The sequence below is a fragment of the Paenibacillus sp. LHD-117 genome (genome assembly GCF_030929555.1).
Taxonomy (GTDB): Bacteria; Bacillota; Bacilli; order Paenibacillales; family Paenibacillaceae; genus Pristimantibacillus.
Map to the genome: position 1 here is coordinate 41564 of NZ_JAVFVT010000001.1, position 26802 is coordinate 68365.

Below are 26802 nucleotides of genomic sequence, written 5' to 3' on the forward strand. Positions count from 1 at the left end.
TCATGGGCAATCAGGGTGAAGCGGAGCGTCCGCTTGTCAAATTGATCATTGTTGACGATGAACCAGTCATATGCAGGGGACTGCGCTTGACGATCGACTGGTCGGAGCTTGGCGTCGAGGTTATCGGCGAGGCGTATGACGGCGAGGAGGCGCTCCGATTGATGGAGCGGGAGCAGGCCGATATCGTGCTGACGGATATTCGGATGGACGGGATGGACGGGCTGGAGCTGGCAAGCCAGCTGAATCAGCGATATCCCGATGTCCGAATCATCATCATCAGCGGCTACGAGGATTTTCATTACGCCCGTCAGGCGATGCGGATCGGCGTTCACGATTATTTGCTCAAGCCCGTTGAGATCGACGAGCTTGTCAAAGCCGTTAGCCGAATGGTGGAGGAGATGCGTGTCCGAAGCAGGCAGGACGGGAGTCAAGAGATCAAGCTGTGGCTGACGAATGTGGCCAGGAATGGAATCGCATATAGCAAAGAAGCGCCGCCGTCGCTGCAGGGCTCCCAATATCGAATCGTTGCGAGCCAATTGGATCGGTATCAAGAACGGTACGGCGAGCTGACGCCGGAGCAGCTCGATGAGCTGCGAGAGCAGTGGCTAGACCGCATTCGTCAAGCCGCGGGGCTTCGGCCCGAGCTTCGCTCGTTCTCGATTTTCGACCACGAGAATTTGCTGATTACGTTGATCGTGGCCGATGGAAAGCTGCAGGCAGCGGAATGGGAAACGATATGGAACCAAGCGGCTCGCGCATGCATGCAACCGCCAGCCCTCTACCTGGGGGTATCGCAGCTTTACGAGGATTTGAACGAAACCGCCCTGCGCTGCGCGGAAGCGGCAAACCTCTTAAATTACCATGTGTTAGAGCAGGCAACGGTGCTCGACTCGCATACGGAGCTGTTGTGGAGCGAAAGAAGACAGCCGGCTGCCCTCGATTTGGCGCAGTCCGTACAGCTTCTATCTTCAGCCTTGTTCAAACAGAGCCAAAACGATATGCAGGCAGCGGTGGCGAGCTTGTTCGTTTTCTTCAAAGAGCAGCTCTACTTCCTGCATGAAATCGAGTCCTCATACGAGGAATTGCTTGCGCTGCTGCGGCAGCGACTGCGCAAGAGCGGCATTACGGGACTGGATTCGGGGATAAGCGGAAGCGCCATCGACCTGAACCTCTTTAATACGTATGAGTCGCTCGAACAGGCGGTCCATCGGAACATGCAAAAGCTCTTCGAGCTGATCGAGCAAATCGGCGGCGACCGCTCGTACTGGATCGTCGAGAAGTCCAAACGATATATCGAGGAGCATTACACCGAGGAACTCAAAGCTTCCGAGGTTGCGGCATGGCTGAAAATTACGCCCAGTTATTTCAGCTATATTTTCAAACAAAGCACCGGCAAGGGTTTCACCGAATTTTTAAACGAACTGAGAATGGAAAGGGCCAAATGCTTATTGGCCACTACGCATGATAAAGTGTTCGAAATTGCGGCCCAGGTGGGATATAAGGAATATAAATATTTTGTAACCGTCTTCAAGTCGTATATGGGGATGACCCCTAAGAAATACAGAAGCTTGCAAGCGGGCAACACGGAACCGGGGTGAAGAGATGATGGAAAAATATAAGCAGACGGGCTTGCCAATCGAAGAACGCGTCGCTGACTTGATGACGAGGATGACGCTCAGGGAAAAGGTCGGACAATTGAATCAACGCATGTACGGTTGGGATGCGTACGAGAAACAGGACAGCGGAGCCTATGCGTTAACGGATGCGTTCAAGGAAGAGGTGGCCGCGTTCGGCGGAATGGGCGCGTTGTACGGCTTGTTCCGCAGCGATCCGTGGTCGGGCGTCGATTATGCGAACGGCATCGTCGCGCAGGACAGCGCCGCCGTGGCCAATGAGATTCAACGTTACGTCAAGGAGAATACCCGACTGGGCATTCCCGTCCTATTAAGCGAAGAGTGCCCGCATGGCCATCAGGCGCTGGACGGGACGATGCTGCCGGTCAATCTAAACGTAGGCTCGACCTGGAACCCCGAATTGATGGAACGGGCTTACAGCCAAACCGCGGCCGAGATTCGAAGCCGGGGCGCTCACCTCGGCTTGATCTCCGTGCTAGACATCATGCAGGATCCCAGATGGGGGCGCTCGGAGGAATGTTTCGGCGAGGATCCTTATCTAGCGGCGGCGTTCACCCAAGCGGCCGTTCGAGGCATGCAAGGAGATCGCGAGCTTGCCGAAGAGGATAAAGTCGCCGTCGTTCTCAAACATCTGAGCGCGCAAGGAGCCGGAATCGGCGGCAAAAACGCGGCTCCCGCGAGCATCGGCGAGAGGGAGCTGCGAGAAATTCATCTCCCCGCCGCCATGGCAGGAGCCAAGGCGGGGGCGGCCGGATTTATGGCCGCCTATAATGAGATTGACGGCATACCCTGCCATGCCAACAGCAAGCTGCTGACGCATATTTTGCGGGACGAATGGGGCTTCGAGGGCATCGTGATGGCAGATGGCCAAGCGATCGACCGGTTGCTTGCGCTGACAGGAGGACATGAGGCGGCCGCCGCTCTAGCTTTGACTTCGGGCGTGGACTTAAGCTTGTGGGACAAGTCGTTCACCACGCTGGAGGCTGCCGTGCTGTCCGGACTCGTCGCCGAGTCGTTTATCGACCGGGCGGTCGCCCGCGTGCTTCGTCTGAAGTTCGAGATCGGCTTGTTTGACCGTCCGTATACGAACGAAGCTAAGGCTGCATCCGTCGTCGGCAGTCCGGCTATGCGGAGTCTCAATTTGTCCATCGCGCGTGAATCGGTCGTTTTGCTCAAAAATGACAACGCGGCGCTGCCCTTGAAAGGGAAGGGCAAGCGCATTGCGGTTATCGGTCCCAACGCGGATCGAATCTACAATCAGCTTGGAGACTATACAAGCGTTCAGCGACCGAAGACGGGCTCGACCGTGCTGGAAGGGATTCGGATGGCGGCGCCCGCAGGCACCGATATCGTATATGCGCATGGCTGCGGCATTCGATCTTCGTCAATCGAGGGAATTGCCGAGGCCGTTGCCGTCGCGCAGGATGCGGATGTCGCCGTGTTGGTTCTGGGCGGCAGCAGTACGAGACAATTCGGCGATCTGTTCGATGGCAACGGCGAAGCCGTCATCGGGCAAGAGCGACCGGCAGAGATGGACTGCGGGGAAGGGGTAGACCTGGCGGATTTGAGGCTGGGAGAAGCGCAAATCCGGCTGGCGGAGGCCGTGGCGGCTACCGGCACTCCGATTGTCATCGTTTTGGTACAAGGCCGGCCTCATGCTATAGGAGAGGTGAACGAGCTGGCGGATGCCGTCTTGTGCGCCTGGTATCCTGGCAAGGAAGGCGGGCAAGCCATCGGGGAAATTTTGTTCGGACAGGTCAACCCGAGCGGCAAGCTCTCCGTCTCCCTGCCGCGTTCGTCGGCGCAGCTGCCGGTTTATTACAACCAAAAGGATCCTGGCCGTCCGCGCATGTATGTCGATATGACCGCAGCGCCCCTGTATTCGTTCGGGCACGGGCTGAGCTATACGAAGTTTGAATATCGTGACTTAAGCTTATCCGCCACGCGGATTGCAGCCGGCAAACTCACGAACGGCGAGCGGATCGAGGTTACCGTGAAGGTGAAAAATGCTGGCGTTGTCGACGGCTTGGAAACGGTGCAGCTATACATCAAAGCTAGAGAATCCGTTATCACAAGGCGTATTGCGGAGCTGAAAGGTTTTGTTAAGATAGCTCTGCAGCCAGGGGAAGAACGTGAGGTTCGGCTTCAATTAGGCGCCGATGAGCTGGGAATTTGGGACAGCTCCATGACCTTTGCGGTACAGCCTTGCAAGGTGGAGATTCAGGTTGGCGGCGGTTTGCGAGATGTTCTCAAAGCGGAACTGACGATTCTATAAGGAAAAGAAACATTCCAGGCAGGCAGCCGGCACGGACGACGAGAGTCGCGTCGTAGCCGGCCTGTTCTATTTTCGACAGCAATCCTCCCGTACAGGCACACATAGGCCCCTGCCCACATACAATGTACAACTAACGTTCTTGCGCGCACGGGCGGAGGCTGCGGCCTGACGTCCTGCCAAATACAGCTTGGGGGTGTACGGAGGATGGGATTGTTCTCGGCAATTGCGTTATTCATTAAACAGTTGACCCTTCTAGTCTCGTATGTAAAAAATAATGCGTTCCCTCAACCGTTGAAAGAGGAAGAGGAAGCCAAACATCTGGCGCTGATGGCGGAAGGCAACGCGAATTCGCGTAATATCCTCATCGAGCATAACCTACGTCTGGTAGCCCATATCGTCAAAAAATTCGATAACACGGGGGAAGACCTTGAGGATTTAATCTCCATTGGAACGATTGGGCTCATAAAGGCCATCGAAAGCTTCCAAACGGGCAAAGGCACGAAACTGGCTACGTTCGCCGCTCGTTGTATCGAGAACGAAATACTTATGCATCTTCGCAGCTTGAAGAAGACGCGCAAGGACGTATCCTTGCACGATCCGATCGGCACGGATAAAGAGGGGAACGAGATCACCTTGATCGACATCCTCGGCACGGAGTCCGACGATGTGGCGGATAAAGTGCAGCTCAAGATCGAGAAGAGCAAGATTTACAAGAATTTGGACATATTGGACGACCGGGAGAAGGAAGTCGTCATCGGCCGCTTCGGGCTGGTGCATGGCGGGGATGAACGGACGCAGCGGGAGATCGCGAAGGAGCTGGGGATCTCGCGGAGTTATGTATCGCGGATTGAGAAGAGGGCACTTATGAAGCTTTATCATGAGTTTTATAAGGTGAAGAAATAGCATTTAAAACTAATATATTTGAATTAGCACTTTTAAGCGGATCCCTACCACATACAGGTTAGCTATTGTGGTAGGGGTTCATTGTTTCTGCTAACTGATGCATATAATGGGAATTAATATAATATTTTATCTATTGCTCCAGAACAATAATAGACTCTCCCGTGTCCATGAATTCATTGACGGACTCTCCATTTTTGGCGGAGAGAAGAGTACTAATAATTTTGCTTCCCCAAGTAGACTCATTTTGAGAAACAGCCAGTGTGATTTGTCCGTTATTAATCGCTTCCTCTATAGATGGCATCATTCCGAAAGTTAGTGCATAACGGGTTAACCCCATAGCTTTGTAAGCTAATATCGAACTGAAACCAGAGATGAAGTCGAGACCGACGAAAGCGTCGAAATGCGGGTGATCATCGATCATTCGCTCCAAATCGGACAGAGCACGTTCGGAGCTCCCTTCATGGTGCCGCACTTCCAGAATTTGAATTTCCGTATGCTCTCGAATATAATCAATAAACCCATTAAGCCGCTCTTGATGACTTTGCGTATTGGAAACACCTGATTCGACTAATACCATCCCTCCAGTACTTAATAGTTTGGAGAGGGATTCTCCAATAAGTGCGCCCGCTCGCTTATTGTCGCCTCCAATGAACGCTAAGCGCTTACTGGAAGGAGCATCCGATTCAAAGCAAACGACCGGAATACCCGCATCAACCGCTTGGTTGATGTAAGGAGTCAAGGCTATGCTATCGATTGGTGATATCGCAATTCCATCTGGCTTCAGGCGAATCATGCTCTCAAGCATTCGGATCTGTTGTTCGACGTTTGCCTCGTCAGGTGCACGTACGATTAATGTGCCTCCGACTGCTGCAGCCTCTTGTTTTGCTTGATCGGTAATTCTTTCATAGTAGGAATGAGCCAGTGGATAAATGATCCCGAATGTAAATTCAGATTCCGATAGAGTTGTAAGATCTTTATTCACCTCGCTTACACCATTAGTTAGCGTTTTCGAGGAATTCGAGCAAGCAGCTAAGCCGATGATTATGACCAGTCCCAATATGCATAATCTTCGAAAAACGATTGAATGGGCAGGTCTTTTAAGCACCTCGCATACCTCCTTGACCCCATTCAAAGTCTTCAAGCTGTCCATGCTTACGAAAATCACGGATGGTCATGCCTGTAACCCGTTTGAATAAATTCGAAAAATAGTGCGGGTCACTGTATCCGATCTCATTTGCTATTTCGTAGGATTTTGCATTCGTTGACTGCATAAGTTCTATTGCTTTACGAATTCGAGTCATCATAAGAAACTCAGTAAACGTTTGGCCGGTCTCTTGACTGAATACTTTGCTAAGATGGCTTGCGCTCACATTGACTTGGTCTGCAGCATCCTGCAGAGAAAGTCCTTCTTGGCCAAAATGGTTTTGAACGTAAGACTTTACTTGAGCAATCAAATCTCCATATTTGCTTGCAGAGTCTAATCGCCATTTCCAAAACTGATTGGCTAATTGGATTAAGTAGTCGCATGCTTCGTCGAATGATTTTACCAAGCGGATTATTTCTTTCATTTTTTCGATATGTTTAACCTCGGTTGGGACGGTACGGTATAGCTTTATAGCTTTACGTATGACTTCGAAAGTTAAATCGCTGAGCGTGTAAAAACCAAATAGAGACGTACTCCATTCCACATCGGCGAGTCCTAGCGCTAACTGTCTTATTTGTTTCTCAGCTTGACGTGGAGAACCGGTTGATAAGTACTCAATAAAAGCGTCGCGATCTAGATAGGTGTTGACATCAAACGAGCTGGAAAGCTCAAAAAGAGTGCGCCGATGCTGTTCGGTGAGTCGACGCCAGTACTTATCTTCTTCAGCCTCAAGAAATGAATCATGAACGCCTTGCAATCGGTCTTGAATGCTGCCTATACCAATTGAAAAATGGGAACTGTGACTAGATTCATTCATTTTCACCTTTTCCGTTAGCAGATCAAGAAGATTTCGTAATGTTTCATGTTGTTCTGATTTGAGTACCCAAACCGTTTCCGTACGGCTGCGCTTGCTTGTCAGGAAATCGACGTTTTCGGATATCAAATTAGTTACTTCGGCTGCGAAATCACTAACTTGGGTATGAGCGGAATGATCAGAATCAATGTGTACACGGATATCGGTTACGATCACCGCATAATGACGTGCAAGTAGAGGAACTCCAAGCATAGAGGCCATCTCGACAGCCTCGGCAGATGCAATGATACCTCCGCAAAGCTTTGAAACGAGCTGATCTCGGGATTCCTCCTCCATGTCGCTTAAGCTTTGCGCAAGTTGATCGATTTTCCTCTTTTGTTCGTATTCGCGATCGATTTTGGTAGATACTTCTCGCATCAGTTTAATAATGTCAGTGGAGTCTAGCGGTTTGAGACAATAGTCTTCAATTCCAATACGGAGTGCTTGACGTGCATAATCAAATTCATCATGTCCGCTAAGCAGGACGATTTTTATATCCGGGAAGCGCTTTCGAACGATTGTGCTAAGCTCTAGTCCGTTCATGAAAGGCATCTTAATATCCGTAATCAAGATATCAGGGCGATGCTCTTCGATCATGGGAAGCGCAAGTTCACCGTCCGGGGCATCGCCACAATAAAAAAATCCTTCTTTTTCCCAATCAATGCAGCTGCGAATATTTTCTCGAATGACAATCTCATCATCGACAAAAAATATTTTTTTGGACATCTTAAATTCCTCCAGGGAGTATAGGGATTCGAACGGTTACGGAAGTTCCGATTCCTTCTTGACTCTGAATGACGAGGCCGAATTGTGAACCGTAAAATAATCGAATTCTCTGATTGACATTCCTCAAGCCAAAGCCGCCTTCGGTACTGATCGTTTCCATCGTTCTGCTAGGTGCGGCCTCCTCACTGGCCTCGCCAATACGACCCATTAATAAGTCGACCTCTTCTGAGTTCATTCCTCTTCCATTGTCATGTACAGAGATGGCCAGAGTTTGCCCTGAATCATCAAGAGTGCCAATAATCTTTATGAGACCTTTTCCCCGTTTGTTCTTGATTCCATGGTAAAGCGCGTTCTCCACAATGGGCTGAAGAGTCATCTTCAAAATCGGATGCCGACTTACTTCGGGCTGAATATCGATTTCGAAATCTAAAATATCGCGATATCTAACTTGCTGAATGACAAGGTAGTTGTGAATGTGCTCAATTTCTTCCGTTACCGATATCCAATCTTTCCCTTTGCTTAAGCTTATACGGAAAAATCGTGAAAGAGCCTTGACTAGGTCAATAACTTGGTGATTTTTACCTGCTTCAGCCATCCAAATAATAGTATCAAGAGTGTTATATAAGAAATGCGGATTAATTTGAGCTTGTAAAGTTCGAAGCTCCGATTTCCGAATCTCTTTTTGTTCGTGAATACTAAGTTCCATAAGTTCTTTAATCTGTTCGATCATTGTATTAAAGCTCATACCCAGGTCGGCGATTTCATCATTACCGGAAGGATTAACCTTTGCATCTAAATGGCCAAGCGCAGCCTTTCGCATTCTGTTTTTAAGAATCTTGAGCGGTTTGGTAAGACGTGAGGAGATAAAGAAATAGAGAACGATTACAAAAAGGATGCTCAGGCAGACACTGACAATAATGAGTTGCCTAATTTCATTTGCTTCGCCTACGATCTCCTGAAGCGGAGCCACGCCTACGATCTTCCATCCCGTCGATTCCGAAGTGGTGTATGTTACAAAGATGGGCTTGACCTCATGTGAAGTTACAAAACTATCTTTTGTTCCCGTGAATTTCGTGGCGATCAAGTCGTCAGGAAGCAACTGGGAGGATTCTTCTGATTGATAAATGGACTGGCCATTGCGGTCCGTTACGAAAAATCGACCAGTTTCTCCGATATGATAGGCATCGGAGAATTGTTTTACAAACTGGTCGCTCAGGTCAATGATCATAAATCCAATTACTTCATGGGTAATTTGCTGCTTAATCGTCGCAATAATTGAAATGACACCATCCTCGTACTGATATCCATCTAGTCTATCAAGCGTGGAAGCATCAGAAGAAGGAATAATTAGTACGTCGTCAGGATTTCGAATGAGATGCTGAAAATGAGGATTACGAAGCGGGTTCTGATTTTGCGTGAAAACTCCTTTCCGTTCGCTTATGCCTCTGCCATACAAATTGATCATGGATATATTGAGAACGTTATCATATGGATAGCTTTTTCGATACAGGTCAAAAGCTAGTAATATTTCTTTGGCATCCGTATACGAATCAGTCTGGCGGAACAAGAACTGAAGAACTGTTGGGTTCTTCTCGAGTTCGAGTAACCTGCTTGCATCCTGAATGAGGATATCGATGCTTCGGGCAAGTTGATCAGCAATATAAAGGGTAGAGGCCTTACTATGTTCAGAAACCGTGTGGAACGATTTCTGATAGGAGATCAAACCGACGGCAATAAGAGGAATCGAAGTTAGAATGACAAACATTAATAGCATTTTTGCCTTTACACTCGATATGGTCGTGCGGAATTTTGTTTTCATGATTCGACAGACCCCTTCGCGCGCAGATATCCTATTACTAGTAGAATACATCATACACAAAACCCCTTGAAAACGCATCCATCGACAAAAATAATCTATAAAATCGACATGAGAACAAATCTTTTTGCTTTTGGTCAAAAAAAGTTCCCATGAGAACAAATAGAATGAACATGATACTCCGTATAATTGCCTTCTGAAAGCGTTTTATAATGATGGCACAGCCGTTAACGCGGTGAAAACAAGGGGAGGCATGAAACAAATGAAGAGATTTTCGAAGATTGGCGCTACGGCAGGACTCGTGGCAATGATGTTGTTCTCCGCTGCTTGTGGCAACAGCGGGAACACGGGAAACAACGGAGGAAACGTGCCAGCTAATGCTCCGAGCAACAGCGCAAGCGAGGCTCCGGCGGACGGTAAAGTCGTTCTTGGTTTCTCTCAGGTAGGCGCTGAGAGCGGTTGGCGTACGGCAAACAGCGACTCGATTAAGGAGTCCGCAGCGGAAGCCGGTTTCGAATTGAAATTCTCCGATGCACAGCAAAAGCAAGAGAACCAAATAAAGGCACTCCGTTCTTTCATTCAGCAAAAGGTTGATGTCATCGCATTCTCGCCGGTTGTTGAATCCGGTTGGGATACGGTATTACAAGAAGCAAAGGACGCAGGTATTCCGGTTATTCTAACGGATCGCGCGGTCGACTCGAAAGACACATCGCTTTACAAAACGTTCATCGGTTCCGACTTCGTGGAAGAGGGTCGCCGCGCAGGCAATTGGCTGGTTGAGCAGTACAAGGATGCTACAGAACCAGTGAAGATCGTGGAACTGCAAGGTACAACGGGTTCCGCGCCGGCTATCGACCGCAAAACAGGCTTCGAAGAAGTTATTAAAGATAATGCAAACTTGCAAATTGTTGCTTCGCAAACAGGCGACTTCACCCGGGCTAAAGGCAAAGAAGTTATGCAATCTTTCCTTCAAGCGCATCCGGATATCGACGTTCTCTATGCGCACAACGACGATATGGGTCTAGGTGCCATCCAAGCGATAGAGGCAGCAGGACTTGTTCCGGGCAAAGACATTATTATTATTACGGTTGACGCAGTAAAAGATGGAATGACAGCAGCAGCCGAAGGCAAAATCAACTTTATCGTTGAATGTAACCCTCTGCTAGGACCACAATTGATGCAAGCAGTAAACGACGTTTTGGCAGGGAAAGAAATTCCACAGCGTATCGTGACAGAAGAAGGAACGTTCACTTCCGAGGAAGCGAAAGCCGTATTAGCTGACCGGAAATATTAAGATTCGGTATAATCCCTGAGGTTGATCAAAAGCCTTTGATCGAGTCACTTTAGCCTGATATAAGCAGGGTTAGGGTGACTCTTTCATTCGGTGGGAGGAGAGGAGAGAACCACATGAATAATCAAAAACCAATATTGGATATGCAAGGCATCCACAAAAGATTTACAGGTGTCGTAGCGCTGAACGACGTTCGTTTCCGTCTGTTCCCTGGAGAAGTTCATGCGTTGATGGGAGAGAACGGTGCAGGCAAATCAACGTTAATTAAGGTGTTGACCGGCGTTCATGAAATTGATGAAGGAACTGTCATGTTGGAAGGAAAGCAGCTTCACATCAGCAGTCCTCTTGAGGCTCAGGATGCAGGGATTACGACGGTATACCAAGAGGTGAACCTTTGCCCGAATCTAAGTGTGGCAGAGAATATCTTTATCGGCAGGGAACCGCGCAAATTCGGGCGTATCCGCTGGAAAGAGATGAACCACCGAGCGGAACAGCTATTGAAAGAGAGATTAAACCTCTCAATTGACGTTACTCTACCTTTGGATTCTTATTCGGTGGCCATCCAGCAGCTTGTCGCGATTGCGAGGGCTTTGAACATTTCGGCAAAAGTTCTTATTCTAGACGAGCCCACGTCTAGCTTAGATACAAACGAAGTACGTGAGTTGTTCGCCGTCATGAGAAAGCTGAAAGAGCAGGGTCTAGCGATACTGTTCGTTACTCATTTTCTTGATCAAGTCTACGAAATATCGGATCGGATCTCGATTCTGAGAGGCGGAGAATTTGTTGGCGAATATATGGCTGACGATTTACCGCGAATCGACCTCGTTCTGAAGATGATCGGCAAAGATTTGCAGCTGCTTGCCGAACTGCCGCAGTCTGGTGCAAAGGAAACGACAAAAAAGGGCGAGAAGTTCTTGCATGCAAGAGGCTTAGGCCGCAAGGGAGCGATCGAGCCGTACGACCTCGACATAGACCGCGGCGAAATAATCGGGTTTGCGGGACTGCTAGGATCAGGCCGTACCGAGTCTGCGCGATTATTATTCGGCGCCGATAAGTCGGACTCCGGAGAACTTAGGATCATCGGAAATGACGGCAAGGTCGATTCCCCAAGACAAGCTATTCAGCAAGGCATTGCGTTCTGCTCCGAAAACCGCAAGACGGAGGGAATTATTGCCGATCTAACCGTAAGAGAAAATATTATTCTCGCTTTGCAAGCAAGCCGTGGTTGGATCCGGACCATATCCCGTAAGCGGCAAGATGAGATAGCCGATGAGTACATCAAAGCGTTAAATATTAATCCGAAAAATCCGGAACAGCTCATACGTAATTTAAGCGGCGGCAATCAACAGAAGGTTCTTCTGGCGAGATGGTTGCTCATGGAACCGAAGCTTCTCATTCTGGATGAACCTACGCGAGGCATTGATATTGGCGCCAAAGCAGAAATCCAAAAGCTTGTTTTGGCATTGTCTCGCAAAGGCATGTCCGTGTTGTTCATCTCGTCGGAGATGGAAGAAGTACTTCGAGTCAGCAATCGCGTCGCCGTCCTGCGAGATCGTCAGGTCGTGAAGATGATGGATTCGAATGAGCTGAGTCACGAAAACGTCATGAAGGCAATAGCGGGAGGGTAAATCGACATGTGGAACCGGATTTCGAAGCATCATCTGTTTTGGCCGCTTATGGTACTTGCGGCGCTTCTCATGTTCAATTTGATTTATAAACCTGGTTTCTTCTCAATACGCATTCAGGGAGGACACTTGTATGGTAGCTTAATCGACATATTGAATTATGGTGCGCCTCTGATGCTGGTCGCAATCGGTATGACGCTCGTTATTGCAACAGGAGGTATCGACCTTTCTGTAGGATCAGTCGTGGCGATATCAGGCGCAGTTGCTTGCTTGATCGTCAGTAAATCAGCTGACCAGAACGCCTTTGGTGCCGTTCTGACTGCGATTGCCGTCTCGTTGGCACTCTCGGTCGTATTCGGATTATGGAACGGCGCATTGGTCGCGGGAGCAGGAATGCAGGCCATTATTGCTACCTTGATTCTAATGGTTGCCGGTCGTGGGATTGCACAGCTAGTAACAGGCGGTCAAATTATTACAGTTTCGAGCGACCGTTACGAATTTATTGGCGCCGGCTGGCTGGCCATGTTGCCATTTTCAATTTTTATAGTCGCAGCCGTCTGGATTGCGGCAGCTTGGTTGACGAGACGAACGGCGCTCGGTCTGTTCATTGAATCAGTCGGCTCCAATTCGACTGCAAGCCGGCTTGCAGGTATACGTTCGCGTACGGTCATTTTAGCCGTTTATATTTTCTGCGGGTTATGTGCCGGTCTGGCTGGTTTAATCTTGAGCTCGAATGTATCGAGTGCCGACGGCAATAATGCGGGTCTTTGGTACGAATTGGATGCTATTCTGGCTGTCGTCATTGGGGGCACGTCCTTGAATGGCGGACGATTCTATTTGTCTGGAACGATTGTCGGAGCTTTGATCATTCAGACGTTGACAACAACCATCTACATGATCGGTGTTCCGCCTGAAATTACGCTGGTTGTCAAAGCATTTGTTGTATTTGCCGTTTGCCTGGTACAATCCTCGAAATTCCGCAGCGTTCTAGCGAGCAAGTGGAAGAAGCGCCGCTACCCGGTGGAAAGAGGGGTAACGCAAAATGGTTAAAAAACAATTTTTGCCTATCTTAGTGACGATAGGATTGTTCCTGATCGTGTTCATGGCCGGCGCATTCCGTTATACGGGATTCTTTTCACTACAAGTAATTACTAATTTACTTATCGACAACGCTTTTCTGTTAATCGTGGCAGTCGGCATGACATTCGTTATCGTATCTGGCGGAATTGATTTGTCCGTCGGTTCCATGGTAGCACTTACTACGATGTTATCCGCCACTTTAATCGAACAAGGTTGGCCGCCTTTAGTGGTCATTCCACTTGTTCTCGCGATAGGCAGCTTGTTCGGCTGGGCAATGGGAGCGATCATCCATTATTTTGATATTCAGCCGTTTATCGTTACGCTCGCCGGTATGTTTTTGGCAAGAGGCCTGTGTTATGTGATTAGCATTAATACCATTACGATCGATAATCCTTTCTATCGAGAAATGGCACAGACGAAAATTCAACTGCCAGGCGGGAGCTTTATATCCATCAGTGTCTTAATCGCGCTTGCCGTCGTAGCAGTTGCTATATACCTCGCTCATTACACAAGATTTGGACGAAATACCTATGCGCTTGGCGGAAGTGAGCAGTCAGCTATGCTGATGGGTCTTCCTGTTGCTCGAACGAAAATTCTCGTGTACGTATTTAGCGGATTCTGCTCAGCGCTTGGCGGCGTTGTATTCACTTTCTATATGCTCTCAGGCTACGGCCTTCATGCCGTCGGATTAGAACTAGATGCGATCGCGGCTGTCGTAATCGGCGGTACGCTCTTGACCGGAGGCGTCGGATACGTATTGGGTACCGTCTTCGGCGTTTTAATCCTAGGTCTTATTCAGACGATTATTAATTTCGAAGGTACGCTTAGCTCTTGGTGGACGAAAATTGTAATTGGCGTTCTATTGTTCTTATTTATCATTTTGCAGCGCGTAATCAATGTAAGGGCTTCCAAAGCGAAGGCAGTTTAGCATATAATGATGGCTGTCAACGATTATTGCATTCATCCATCATGGCAGTATCTTCGGATCGTTTAAAAACGATTTCCACAGTACTTGAAGGGCAAATGGATCGTTTCAGAGTCAGTTGAATGTCATAGACGTGTAGAGGTGAGGGCTTCATGAATAGGAAGTTGGGTAAACAGACCATTTTGCTTATTCTGACTTTTGTCTTGTCTATAGTTACCAGCTGTGACAATGCTGGAAGAAACCAGGAGAGCCATAATCCTGTCGTTACAGGTTCAAGTGAGCCTTTGCATGCAACGATCGAACCAAACAATTGGGCTAATGGCGATCAACCAATTGTGCTTGGCTTCTCCCAGCTTGGATCGGAAAGTGATTGGCGCAGAGCAAATAGCCGATCGATTCAAGAAGCAGCAGAAGAAGCAGGCATTAAATTGCTATTCGAGAACGCGGAGCAGTCTCAGGAGAAGCAATTCGAAGCTATTCGTAGTTTTATCGAGCAGAAGGTTGATGTCATTGCATTCTCGCCTGTAATTGAATCAGGATGGGAGCCGATCCTTCAAGAAGCAAAGATCGCAGGCATTCCGATTGTACTGGCCGATCGTGCTGTGAAAGTGGAGGATCCCTCTCTATACGTCACGACAATCGGAGCCGACTTTTATGAAGAGGGTATGAAGGCAGGCAAATATTTATTGGATAAGCTTAGAGATGAACCAGGCCCCATCAATATTGTAGAATTGCAGGGCACGGAAGGATCATCCCCGACAATCGAACGAGGGAATGGCTTTCGAGATGTGATTCAAGTGAGAAAGGATCTAGTGATTCAACGAGCCGAACCCGCAGATTTTACGGTCGAACAAGGAAAGGCAATAATGCGTTCGTATTTGCAGGAAATGGGGAGCGAAATTCGCGTATTGTATGCTCATAACGACGATATGGCGATCGGCGCCATTGAAGCGATAGAGGAATATGGCCTTCAACCTGGAAAGGATATCGTCATCATATCCGTTGATGGTACGCGAAAAGCTTTCGAACTGATGGTAGAAGGTAAAATTAATTGCATTGTCGAATGTAATCCATTGTTCGGTCCCATCATCATGCAAGCAGTGCGCGAAATTATGGATGGTCGTAACTTGCCTAAACGGATCGTTCCGCAGGAGAGTGTATTTACTGAAGATGCAGCTAAGAAAGAAGCGCCGAACCGGCAATATTAACATGAGCCCGCATGTTTGTGACATGCGGGCTTATGCTATATCTGAGTATAAATCATCACTATTATTGAATTTCGAAATAACAAGTAAAGGATAGGCAATAATATCATTTATTGCACCTTGCATAAATGAAAAGATGTTTTGGATAATGGAGTTTATACAGCTCGTTATGTGTGAACAGATCTCAAAGAAATGAGGTTGTATTCTATGCGGGTATCGAACGTTCGTAAAGTCGGCTTAATACTTTTGAATATAGTTTTGTTTAGTTCCTTGTTATCGACTTGCGCAAATCAGAATAGCGGAATTTCGCAGATTGACGAAGATAAAACGGGAGGCATTCATCAGGAAATAGGACTTGATAAGTATGATCCTCCAATCCAGGTTTCTTTTGTAAGAGAAACGAGCTCTGGATTAGACAATCTACTCAAAGATCTCCCTGGCCAAACTCTGGAGGATAACACTTGGAGTCGACTATATGAGGAGATATTGGGTATTCAAATCGACTATGAATGGACAGCAAAGGGTAATCTCTATTATCAAAAATTAGGTGTTGCCTTAGCCTCAGGTAATATTCCGGATGTCGTTAGAGTAAATGCCCAGCAGCTTAGATTGCTTAGCAACGTAGGTTTGATTCAAGATATGACAGAAATTTACGAGCAGTTCGCTACGCCGCTTACGAAACGAATTCTGGGTCTGGAAGGATCCGCTCCATTCGACGCCTCAACGATCGACGGCAAATTAATGGCGATACCCGAAACAGGTTCTTCCATAGAAGGGGCACAGTTTCTGTGGATTCGTACGGATTGGCTTGAAAACCTCGGCATGAAGCCTCCCAAAACAATGAGGGAATTACTGGAAATTTCGAAAGCGTTTACAGAAAAGGATCCAGATCAAAATGGAATGTACGATACTTACGGGCTCGCCGCCACGCAATATTTGTGGGATCCTGTTATGGGTTTAATGGACTTCATGGCAGGTTATCATGCATTTCCGAATCTGTGGCTAAAGGATGAGTCCGGGAAGCTTATATTCGGCGGCATTCAACCTGAAGTGAAGACAGCGCTGCAAGTATTGCAAGACATGTACCGAAATGGTCAAATAGATCGCGAATTCGGTCTGAAGAGCGGCGATAAAGTGAAAGAGGACGTAGCAGCAGGAAAATTAGGTATGCTATATGGCGAACAATGGGGATCATTTCTTGTACAAACAAGCAGAGAAAAAAATCCTGAATCTGAATGGCGATCATTCCCAATTGTTTCCGCGACGGGTAATCCGCCAAAGGTTCCATTGCGATTCAGCACCCATCAGTTTCTAGCCGTCAATAAAGATTATGAACATCCTGAAGCCATTGTGAAAATGATTAATCTGCATTTAGAGAAAAATTGGGGGGAAACCGCCGAATACGAAAAATATTACAGTTCTCCGCTCCCAATCTGGCAGCTCTCTCCCGTAACGCCCTATCCAGCAAAAAAAAATCTGGATGCTTATCGACAATTGAATGAAGCTCGACAGACAGGAGATTATTCAAAGTTAGATTATGAGGCAAAAGCGATTCAAAAAAATATCGAAACGTATTTGGCTGGAGGCCCCGGTAAAGATTCAGGATGGGGATGGGAACGAACGTATGGTCCAACGGGTGCTTTTGCTATCTTGGATAAATACGAAAAAAATGGTCAATTGCTATATGAAAACTTTGTGGGTGCCCCTACGGAAACGATGATCGATAAGGAATCCGTATTGCACGACCTGCAGTTGAACGCCTATATTAATATCATTCTGGGGAGACCAATCAGTGAATTCGATCAATTTGTTACGGAATGGAAAGATCTTGGCGGTGATAAAATTACGGAAGAGGTTAACGATTGGTTCTCTAAAAAAAATTCGTAATCTTGACCATCAACAAGAGGCAACGGAGGCGTTCATTTGTTCAAATTTCCTGTTCTTTCCTTGCGCAACTCGATCTTCGCGCGTTTGGTACTCACTTATCTTGTCGTTGTGCTTCCCATCATCTTGCTGGGGCTCTATCTCTACAATTGGAGTTATACAAACGCCAGTCAAGACATATCCAGGGCTACAGTGAAGCAATTAGACTATTATTTGGATGGTTTAAATCGTGAGGTCGAATGGATGGAACTTCAATTGTTCAATTTAGTCGATGATGGAGAGTTAAAAAAAATTTCCGCGACATGGGTACTGATGGACCCTACTGAGCAAAAGGCTAGTCTAGGGGACCTTCTTCACCGATTGACCATTTTTCAGAACGGCAGCTCCTATATAAAAGATATCTATGTTCACTTTCGTACAATCCGAAAAACAGTTTCGACTTCGAATGCCGTGCAATCTTTCGATGAGATTCGATTTAATACCTTTCGAGAATTCACAAGTCCAAATAAGAATAGATTGATCCTTTGGGAGAACGATCTTCATCTCAGCGCTGCTAAGCAGAGCGGAAAAAAAGGAGAGGAGCCGATACTACTTATCCATATTGATCTGGATAGCGAGAAAATTCGGAAATCGCTCCATCAGATCAATATTTACCCCGATAGCGAGTCTCTACTCATCTCCGAGGAGACCGGCTTTACAATTGGCAGCCAATCGGACATTGACCCAGAGATTCGCGAATTCGTGCAACTAGCCGATGCAAGGCAAAGTAGTGAATTTCAAATGACGATGCACGGGAACAATTATCATTTGAATAAGGTTTATTCCGAGTCTTTAGGAGTATCGGTCGGAACTTATCTGCCAGAAGAAACCGTTAAACGCCCGCTTGGAATGTTTTATAATTGGGCTTTTTTGTTTGCTCTAGTATCGCTGCTTGCGATTATCATCTTCTCATTTTCATCCTACAGATTCATACATCGCCCGATTCTGTATCTGGTGCAAGGATTTAAGCGTATGGAGGGGGGCACTCTTGATACGCCAATCGAATATGAGAGGAAGGATGAATTCGGTTATTTGTATACTCGATTCAACCATATGCAGAATAAACTGCAAAGTTTGATCGAACAGGATTTCAAACAAAAAATGATGATGCAGAAGGCGGAACTAAAACAACTGCAATCCCAAATCAACCCTCACTTCTTATACAATAGTTTTTTTATCCTTAATTCACTAGCTAAAACCGGAGATGTCGACCGTGTCGAATTATTCACCAACATGCTGGGCGAATATTTTCGATTCATTACGCGGAACGGTGAAGATCATGTTCTTCTTTCAGAAGAGACGAAGCATTCACGGATGTATACAGAAATACAAAAGCTTAGATTTTCTAGGCGTATTCAAGTAAGCTTCGATGAATTACCGCAGAATATGGAGCGTATAAGAGTGCCGAGGCTGATTATCCAACCCATAATCGAGAATGCTTATGAACACAGTCTAGAGAAGATGGCAGAGGAAGGGCTTCTGCGCGTATCGTTCGAAAGAAAGGATTCCGAAGCTCTGATCACCATTGAAGATAACGGCAGCAGTCTGACCGATTTCGATATAGAAGAACTAAAAAATAAATTGAATGATACAGCTAATTCGTATGAAATGACAGGAATAATCAATATTCATCGCCGCCTTGTGCTGACTTTCGGAGAGGGCAGCGGATTATTTTTGTCTAGAAGCGAGCTGAATGGGCTGAAAGTTATCATTCGGATAAAGCAGGAGGAGGAGGGAATCGACTATGTATAGGCTATTAATCGTCGACGATGAAGAAATCATAACGGATGGTTTATACGAGGTATTTCACCAGCTACTTCCAGAGTCACTCGATATATGCAAAGCCTATTCGGCCAAAGAAGCTCTTAATTGGTTGGCCCGAACTCGAATCGATATCGTTCTGACCGATATCCGGATGCCGGGCATGAGCGGCCTGGAGTTGTCCGAGGAAATTCAGAAATATTGGCCAAGATGCAAAGTTATTTTTCTCACCGGTTTTAGCGAATTCGATTATGCTTATAAAGCAATTCAAATTCCATTTGCACGTTATATTTTGAAGACGGAAGGCTACGATAAAGTAATTGCCATGGTGCAAGAGGTTATTCAGGAGCTTAACCATGATATCCAAATGAACCAATTGGTCGAGCAATCGCGCATTCAGATGGACACGCTAGAGAGGATGGCGCAAGAAAATTATTTTCGGCATATTCTTCAAAACGCCTTTATCGAAACGGATACGGCTAAAGTTTTGGCTCATGATTTCGAAGAACTGAACATTGGCTTGGATCCGAATGATTCTATAATACTTGTGCTTGGCCGACTCTCGTATTCATCGGAAGCTGGGTTTACGGAACGAAGCAAAATTCTTGCCTCGACCCGTATGATATGGAACACATTTCTTGGAGAGCAAACCAGAAGCATTGGAATCATAGATAAACTCGGTGATATTCTTTGGATTATTCAACCTTTAATCAGTATCGATGAGAATTTTAACCAACATCTTATACGATATTTAGAAGGAACACTTGAACTCGTTCAAGATGCTTGCCAGGCATCGCTGCAATCTACCATCAGTTTTACTGTCAGCGGGACTGAAAGCGCATGGGAAGATATATCAACGCAATATGAACGTCTTCGTCAATTGCAGCAATTAAAGGTAGGTACGGGTTTATCCATGATTTTAATAGACCGTTCCAATGAGACCGGAATTATGAAAGAAGGCCTGAATTTTGCTCAAAAGATTGAAGTAATGGAGGCGCATCTGGAAGGCGGAAAACCTGCGGATTTCTTCACGGAGATGGACATGCTGTCAAACTTATTATTGCAAGTTCAAGGAAACGTACAGAAAGTGACCGAAGGGTATTATTCTATTGCACTTCTTTTACTTGCGCATATTAACCGATTGGGGTTACATGGTCAAATCGGCGATTACGGAAAATTGATGCGCATAGACGATCATCCATCAATGAAAGACGGTTTTATCTATCTTCGAGGAGTCGCGGAAGCCATCTTCCAACATAAAAACAAGGATGAACGAGATCGTGCTTCTCAGGTTATCGAGAAAATCTGCCACTTTATCGAAAATCACTTGGAAGATGATTTATCATTGGTTAGGTTGGCAGAGATCCATTATTTTAATCCGTCATACTTATCCCGTTTCTTCAAACAGGAGTATGGCTCTAATTTATCCGAATATATCGATAAATGCCGTATTAGAAGAGCTAAGGAGCTGCTGAAGGACGCAGATCAGAAGGTAAGGGACGTTGCGAACGCAGTCGGATACGAGGCAGCCCATTCATTCACTCGATTCTTCAAAAAAGCGACAGGAATGACGCCTCAAGAGTATCGCGATAGTTTAATCATAAGCGAGGGTTATTAAACAAAAAGAGCGACAGACTTGGGAATCCAAGTTTGTCGCTCTTTTCTGTAGTTGAATGGAGAGCGTGTTTTGAACTTCTAGAACTTGACAGGTATTGGACGTAGTGTTCGGCAGGTTGTTGACGTTAAATGTAAGCGTTACACTTTTTATATATGTATTGCAACTAAAAATCGGGAGTTGATGGAAGGCATGAATGATGAACTGAAAGTTAGCAGCATTACGCTTACAAAGCCAGTAGGAAAACTTCCACCGAACGGTAATCCGGTTATTGCCCACAAATTCGGCGCCGATCCTTATGCATTGGTGTTCAACGGACGCGTGTACCTTTACAACACGAATGATGTACTCGAGTTTGATTCGGAAGGGAATGTCAAAGACAACACATATGGAACGATTAATACGTTGTCGGTCGTATCTTCTGACGATCTTGTAAATTGGATGGATCATGGTGTTATTAACGTAGCCGGACCAATCGGCGCAGCTAAGTGGGCGACGCAGTCCTGGGCGCCAGCGGCCGCACATAAAGTCATCAAAGGGAAAGACAAGTTTTTCTTGTATTTCGCCAATAATGCAAGCGGCATCGGCGTATTGGCGAGTGACAGCCCAACCGGTCCTTGGGTGGATCCAATAGGCAAACCTCTCATTTCGAGAGAAATGCCAGCAGCGTCAGGCGTCACATGGCTATTCGATCCGGCCGTATTGGTAGATGACGATGGTACGGGATATCTATATTACGGCGGCGGCGTCCCGGAAGGCGAGTATGAGATGCCTAATACCGCGCGCGTTATCCAGCTTGGGGAAGACATGATCAGTATTGTAGGAGAGGCAGCTGCAATACCTGCCCCATTCATGTTCGAGGATGCCGGCATTAATAAATATAACGGTGTCTATTACTTTACTTATTGCTCGAATTTCTACGATGGAGCACGACCGGAAGGGAGTCCTCCTGCTGGTGAGATCGCCTATATGACGAGCAGTAGTCCTATGGGACCCTGGGATTACAAAGGCACGATACTCAAAAATCCGGGTCATTTCTTTGGTGTAGGAGGCAATAACCATCATGCGATGTTCCAGTTCCAAGGGACATGGTATATGGCCTATCATGCACAGACTTTATCCAAAGCGATGGGAGTTCCAAAAGGGTATCGGTCGACGCATCTGAATATCGTTCAGTTCGATGCTGACGGCTCCATACAAGAGATTAATGCCGATATGAGAGGCGTAGCAGGAATTAAAAAACTCGATCCGTATTCGCTGGCGGATGCGGCGACAATTGCATGGAGCGCGGGAATTAATGCGAGCCCCCTTGTCGTGGATGAAGAAGGTCGGGGATCAGCCAAGCAAATAGTCACTGAGATTGGCGATGGAGATTGGATTTCTGTATCTGCCGTTGATTTTGGTAGCGGGGCACAATCCTTTTTGGCATGGGTGTCGAGCGCAGAAGCGGGAAGCACATTAGAGCTCAGACTCGATGGTTTAGACGGATTGGTAATTGGCAAGATGGATATTCCATCAACCGGCGGTTGGAATCAATGGAAAGAATTAAATACCGACGTTCACGACGTTAATGGCGTGCACGATTTGTATTTTATATTTAGAGGCGATCCAGACAAGGAGTTGGTTCGTCTCAATGCTTGGCAGTTCCGTAGGTAGACACCAACACGATCCGCAAACATAGATCATGCCAGACAAAACGCCCCGCAAGGGGCATTTTTATGGAATAAAAACAGTGAATGCGAGGTGTTTTTGATGAGTTGGATGAGATTGAAAAAGACGCTAGCCTTGATGCTTGCTTGCGCTCTTGTCATTTCGTCCGCAATGCTGACTGCGCCTAAGGGGACGAATGCGGCGCCTGTATCTTTAGCTTTCGATTTTGAGGATGTGACTACGCAAGGTTGGTTTAGTCGCGGGGATACTCTGTCGATTTCGGAGGTAGCAGCACATAGCGGAAATCAAGCATTATTATCTGAAGGGAGAACGGCGAATTGGAACGGTCCAGGTTATGACTTAACGGCTGCTCTGTTGCCGGGCATGGATTACCGTTTTGAGGCATATGTGAAGCTCAAGGAGGGCGAAGCCGATGCCAATGTTAGCATGACGGTGGCACGTGATTCAGAAGGCAAGACGTTCTTCGATACTTTGGCATTTCAGTCTCCGGTTAGCGATGATGAATGGACGAAGCTTTCCGCAACCTATTCTTATTCCGGTGAGGCTACAGGACTAACGGTATACTTCGAGCTTCCGACATCACTTGGATCTTTCTATGTTGATGATGTCTCGATTACGGAAGTAGATGTAGCCGGACCCGAGCCGGTCGTTACCGATTTCGAAGACGGTACGACTCAGGGATGGATTGGCCGTGGCGGCAATGAGACACTGACGGCCGTACAAGAGGCTGCTTATTCTGGGGCATACGGTTTGAAGGTCGAGAACCGGCAGCAAGGTTGGAATGGACCTCAACTCGACTTGACATCGTTTATGCAAAGCGGAAACAATTATTCAATTTCGGCATGGGTGAAGCTTCCAACCGGGACGGCGGATGCCCCTGTATCGTTGTTGGTGCAACGATCAACTGGTGGAACTACCTATTATGAAAGAGTAGCGGGTAAAACGGTAAACGATGATGGCTGGGTCAAAGTATCCGGTGAATATAAGCTAGATCATCCCGTGGAATATATCGGCGTTTACTTCGAATCGTTTGATATGCCGACTCTCCCGTTTCTTATCGATGACTTCCGTATCGAGCAGGTTCCCCCACCAGAACCGATCGAAATCGAACAAGACATTCCGAACCTGAAAGATGTGTTCGCGGATCACTTCATCCTGGGCTCATCATTGCTGGTGGAGGAGATCGAAGATCTGGAGGGACCGGATGCTCAACTGCTGAAAAAACATTTTAACAGTCTGACTGCCGGCAACGAACTGAAATGGGATGCAACAGAGCCGGTTGAAGGCCAGTTTGAATTCGCTAGAGCCGACAAGATTTACGATTTCGCCGTGCAAAATGACATTGCTTTCCGCGGGCATACGTTGATCTGGCACTCGCAGACGCCTGAATGGGTGTTCTACGATGAAGAAGGCAATCTAGCTAGCAAAGAATTGTTGTTTGCGCGCATGAAGAGCCATATTGACGAAGTCGTTGGCCGATACAAAGGTCAGATATATGCATGGGACGTCGTGAACGAAGTAATCGAAGTTGGCGATCAGCAGCCGAATGGACTTCGCAACAGTCTCTGGTATCAAATCGCGGGCGAAGAGTTTATAGAGAAAGCGTTCGAGTATGCGCATACTGCGGATCCCGACGCTAAGCTGTATATTAATGACTACAATACGAATATTCCAGATAAAAGACAAGCGTTGTATGACTTGATCAAGCGATTGCAGAACAAAGGTATTCCGGTTCATGGCATCGGCCATCAGACTCATATCGGCATTGAATATCCTGCCGTACAGGAAATTGACCAGACGATCGAGAAGTTCCGGGATCTTGGCATTGAGCAGCAAATTACAGAGCTGGACATGAGCATTTATACGAACGATTCACAATCTTACGAGACGTTTCCTCTCGAGCTTCAGTTGAAGCAGGCTCATCGTTACAAGGAAATTTTTGACGTATTCAAAAAGCACGATGATCAAATTACGGCTGTTATCTTCTGGGGCAAGGATGATTGGAATACCTGGCTTCGTACATTCCCTGTTACCCGCAATAACTGGCCGCTGTTGTTCGATGAGCGACTTCAGGCGAAATACGCATACTGGGCGCTCGTCGATCCAACAAAAGTTCCGGTCGAGATTAATTACGCGACAGCACGCCAAGGAGGTGTGCAGATTGATGCTGTTACAGACGAAGCATGGAACCGTACACCGGCAATACAAGTTTCGAATGCAGGAGAAGTTGCTTTTACGTTCAAGTCGCTATGGGAGAGTGATCGGCTGTATGTAACGGCTGACGTTACTGATTCTTCAGTCAATGCAAGCGATGCGGTTGAAGTATTCGTTGATAGAAACAATGGAAAGACGGATGCCTACGAAGAGGATGATAAGAAATATTCGTTCTCCCGAAGCGGCATGAATGCGCCGGCAGGAACGACATTTGCTTCTTCCGTAACGGATGACGGATATCGCATCGAAGCTTCAATACCGCTGAGCGATGCAGAGATAGGTCAAGAAATCGGTTTTGACGTTAGGATATTGGACGGGGAAGACCAGCCGCCGACAATCAAATCGTGGAACGATACGACTAACCAGCAAGATACGGACACCTCTCAATTTGGCATACTCACGTTAGCAGAGGGGCCTCTCTTCACGCGTTCTGTGGTAGGAACGCCAACGATTGACGGCGAGAAGGATCAAATATGGTCATCCGCTAATGAGATTTCTACGGAAAGATGGGTTATTGGTTCGGATAGAGCAACAGCGAAGGTACGTACGTTATGGGACGATGAAAAATTGTACGTGTTAGCAGAGGTGACGGATCCATTACTTTCTAAGGAGAGCGCTAATGCACACGAGCAAGATTCGGTTGAAATTTTCATTGACCAGAATAATGCCGCATCCGCGTATTTTGAAGAAGACGATGGTCAATATCGGATCAATTTCGATAACGAGAAGACGTTAAATCCAGCTTCGAAGAGCGGGAATTTGGTATCCGCAACGAAGCGTACAGCTAACGGTTATGTCGTAGAAGCAGCGATTCTGCTTGATGGCATAACGCCAACCGTCGGCGGTACGATTGGCTTCGACATTCAGGTTAATGATGATCATAACGGAGATGGGGCAAGGGATAGTGTTGCCATCTGGAACGATCGATCCGGACTTTCTTGGCAAAGTACGACTGGCTATGGTCAATTGACCTTTGTGGAAGCAGAGACTGAACCCGGAGGCGGTCCAGGAGGAGGCGGGAATACACCACCAACTACTCCAAGCGAAGAACCTCCGACCATGTCGGATGTCGATTTCACAGCAGCAATCGCGGAGGCTGAGAAAAGTCAGTTAACGATTGGAGCGAAAGTCGACGATTTCGGCCAGGGAGTGTTAGTTCTATCGGCAAAACAGCTTGGGCAAGCAGTCTCAGCCGGCATTAAGACCATTGTTGTCCGTTCGGGAGCGGCTATACTGGAGTTGCCACTTGCTTTGTTGTTGACTGATGAAGAATCTAAGCCAGTCAAGCTGACGGTTGGTCATGTCGATCCTAAGACGCTGCCGGAGCCAACGCAAGCCATTTTAGGTAACAATCAAGTATTCGATTTTACGTTAATGGTAGGCGGCAAGTCCGTCACGGACTTTGCTAATGGTCATACCGTCAAGGTATTCATCCCATATGAATTGAAGACTGGAGACAAGAAAGGACAAGTCGTTGCTTATTATATTGCGGACGACGGAACGCTTGAGGTTGTCAAAAACTCTCGTTACAAGGCGGGATCCCTGGAATTTAAAGTGAAGCATTTCAGCAAGTATGCGGCAGCAGTCGCGATTACAACGTTTGAAGATCTTAATGAAGCCGAGTGGGCACGTGAAGCCATAGAAGCGATTTCGGCACGGGGAATTGCTAAAGGCATTTCCGAAACAACTTTCGCTCCGAACTTGGCCGTTACAAGGGAACAATTTATTCATCTCTTGGTTGAGACGTTTGGTCTCGAGACAAATAACGCCAATCATGCCTTCTCAGATGGAGCTGACGGTGCTTATTACGAGTTATCGGTGGCTACCGCCGCAAAGCTTGGAATCGTCAAAGGAAAGACGAGTGGTCTCTTTGGAGTAGGTGAGGCAATTAGCCGTCAAGACATGGCCGTTATGCTCATCCGGGCTATTAAAGCAGGCGCTATCGAATTACCGAAGCAGCAAACATCGGTTAAGTTTGCGGACGACTCTCGAATATCGGACTATGCAGAAATGGCTGTGTCCGAGCTACAGCAAGCGAATATCGTAAGCGGTAAGCCCGGAAATTTGTTCGATCCTCGGGGTACGTTTACGCGAGCCGAAGCTGCGAGTATCTTGTACCGGATCCTGGAATGGTTGTAATT

Annotated in this window: 16 protein-coding genes; 13 read left to right on the forward strand and 3 right to left on the reverse strand. The window is 47.0% G+C overall.

Annotation, left to right across the window (positions count from 1 at the left end):
- The first annotated feature begins 2 nt into the window (after positions 1–2).
- From RB620_RS00145 to sigK, 3 genes are all read left to right on the forward strand, one after another.
- On the forward strand, positions 3–1598 hold the full coding sequence (locus tag RB620_RS00145) for a response regulator transcription factor (protein WP_308091474.1): 1596 nt from the start codon (positions 3–5) through the stop codon (positions 1596–1598).
- A gap of 7 nt (positions 1599–1605) precedes the next feature.
- Complete coding sequence (locus tag RB620_RS00150; protein ID WP_308091641.1) at positions 1606–3909, forward strand: glycoside hydrolase family 3 N-terminal domain-containing protein; 2304 nt, start codon at positions 1606–1608, stop codon at positions 3907–3909.
- Between the two features lie 204 nt (positions 3910–4113).
- Positions 4114–4812 (forward strand): RNA polymerase sporulation sigma factor SigK, encoded by a 699-nt coding sequence (gene sigK, locus RB620_RS00155; protein WP_308091475.1) that lies wholly within the window; start codon positions 4114–4116, stop codon positions 4810–4812.
- 130 nt (positions 4813–4942) lie between these two features.
- Here the strand turns inward: sigK and RB620_RS00160 are convergent, their stop codons facing one another.
- Genes RB620_RS00160 through RB620_RS00170 form a run of 3 tightly spaced genes read right to left on the reverse strand, consistent with a single transcriptional unit; the run spans position 4943 to position 9354 of the window.
- Complete coding sequence (locus tag RB620_RS00160) at positions 4943–5917, reverse strand: sugar ABC transporter substrate-binding protein (protein ID WP_308091476.1); 975 nt, start codon at positions 5915–5917, stop codon at positions 4943–4945.
- Positions 5910–7535: a response regulator gene (locus RB620_RS00165; RefSeq protein WP_308091477.1), complete on the reverse strand. Its 1626-nt coding sequence runs from the start codon at positions 7533–7535 to the stop codon at positions 5910–5912. The genes RB620_RS00160 and RB620_RS00165 overlap by 8 nt, the downstream gene beginning before the upstream one ends.
- Before the next feature lies 1 nt (position 7536).
- Positions 7537–9354 (reverse strand): sensor histidine kinase, encoded by a 1818-nt coding sequence (locus tag RB620_RS00170; RefSeq protein WP_308091478.1) that lies wholly within the window; start codon positions 9352–9354, stop codon positions 7537–7539.
- Positions 9355–9613: 259 nt separating this feature from the next.
- Between RB620_RS00170 and RB620_RS00175 the strand changes: the two genes are divergently transcribed.
- The 10 genes from RB620_RS00175 (at position 9614) to RB620_RS00220 (ending at position 26800) form a co-directional block, all read left to right on the forward strand.
- A complete protein-coding gene (locus RB620_RS00175; RefSeq protein WP_308091479.1) occupies positions 9614–10645 on the forward strand; it encodes an ABC transporter substrate-binding protein in 1032 nt (343 codons plus the stop codon).
- 113 nt (positions 10646–10758) lie between these two features.
- Positions 10759–12270, forward strand: coding sequence for a sugar ABC transporter ATP-binding protein (locus RB620_RS00180; protein WP_308091480.1), 1512 nt, complete (start codon positions 10759–10761; stop codon positions 12268–12270).
- Between the two features lie 6 nt (positions 12271–12276).
- The gene (locus RB620_RS00185) at positions 12277–13317 is read left to right on the forward strand and encodes an ABC transporter permease (protein WP_308091481.1); all 1041 of its coding nucleotides are present in this window, start codon (positions 12277–12279) and stop codon (positions 13315–13317) included.
- Positions 13310–14275 (forward strand): galactofuranose ABC transporter, permease protein YjfF, encoded by a 966-nt coding sequence (yjfF, locus tag RB620_RS00190; RefSeq protein WP_308091482.1) that lies wholly within the window; start codon positions 13310–13312, stop codon positions 14273–14275. Before RB620_RS00185 ends, yjfF begins: the two co-directional genes overlap by 8 nt.
- Positions 14276–14424: 149 nt before the next feature.
- The gene (locus RB620_RS00195) at positions 14425–15480 is read left to right on the forward strand and encodes an ABC transporter substrate-binding protein (protein ID WP_308091483.1); all 1056 of its coding nucleotides are present in this window, start codon (positions 14425–14427) and stop codon (positions 15478–15480) included.
- Positions 15481–15684: 204 nt separating this feature from the next.
- Entirely contained in the window at positions 15685–17364 is a 1680-nt protein-coding gene (locus tag RB620_RS00200; protein WP_308091484.1) for an extracellular solute-binding protein, read from the forward strand.
- Positions 17365–17400: 36 nt separating this feature from the next.
- Positions 17401–19152 carry a sensor histidine kinase gene (locus RB620_RS00205; RefSeq protein WP_308091485.1) on the forward strand — a complete coding sequence of 584 codons (1752 nt, stop codon included), beginning with the start codon at positions 17401–17403 and terminating at the stop codon, positions 19150–19152.
- Positions 19145–20779 carry a response regulator gene (locus RB620_RS00210; protein ID WP_308091486.1) on the forward strand — a complete coding sequence of 545 codons (1635 nt, stop codon included), beginning with the start codon at positions 19145–19147 and terminating at the stop codon, positions 20777–20779. Before RB620_RS00205 ends, RB620_RS00210 begins: the two co-directional genes overlap by 8 nt.
- Before the next feature lie 189 nt (positions 20780–20968).
- Entirely contained in the window at positions 20969–22432 is a 1464-nt protein-coding gene (locus RB620_RS00215) for a glycoside hydrolase family 43 protein (RefSeq protein WP_308091487.1), read from the forward strand.
- A 96-nt stretch (positions 22433–22528) separates the two neighbouring features.
- Positions 22529–26800 (forward strand): endo-1,4-beta-xylanase, encoded by a 4272-nt coding sequence (locus tag RB620_RS00220; RefSeq protein WP_308091488.1) that lies wholly within the window; start codon positions 22529–22531, stop codon positions 26798–26800.
- The last annotated feature ends 2 nt before the right edge of the window (positions 26801–26802 follow it).